General features: G+C 69.0%; 1 protein-coding gene. It reads left to right on the top strand.

From position 1 onward, the window contains the following. Nucleotides 1-213 (top strand): hypothetical protein (locus FrCorBMG51_RS34315; protein ID WP_047225351.1); only part of this gene is annotated, 213 nt, incomplete at its 3' end.

The raw sequence follows: 213 nt of genomic DNA, 5'->3' as shown, positions 1-213 counted from the left end.
GTGCCCATCATTCCGCCTGACCATGGCCCGTGGCGCACCCCGTCCAGCCAACCGCCGTTCGTGACCGTTCAGCGGTCCCACTCCGGTGACTACGCGGTGACCGTCCGGCCGGGTGCCGACCCGGTCGACGTGAGCTCGGCGCTCGGCGCGGTACCGGTGGACACCGTGTTCACCGAAGCCTTCGGCGACATCGACATCACCCTGATCTTCCGG

This window comes from Protofrankia coriariae (assembly GCF_001017755.1).
In the GTDB taxonomy this organism is placed as follows: Bacteria; Actinomycetota; Actinomycetes; order Frankiales; family Frankiaceae; genus Protofrankia; species Protofrankia coriariae.
This window is presented reverse-complemented; position numbering and strand designations above follow the sequence as displayed.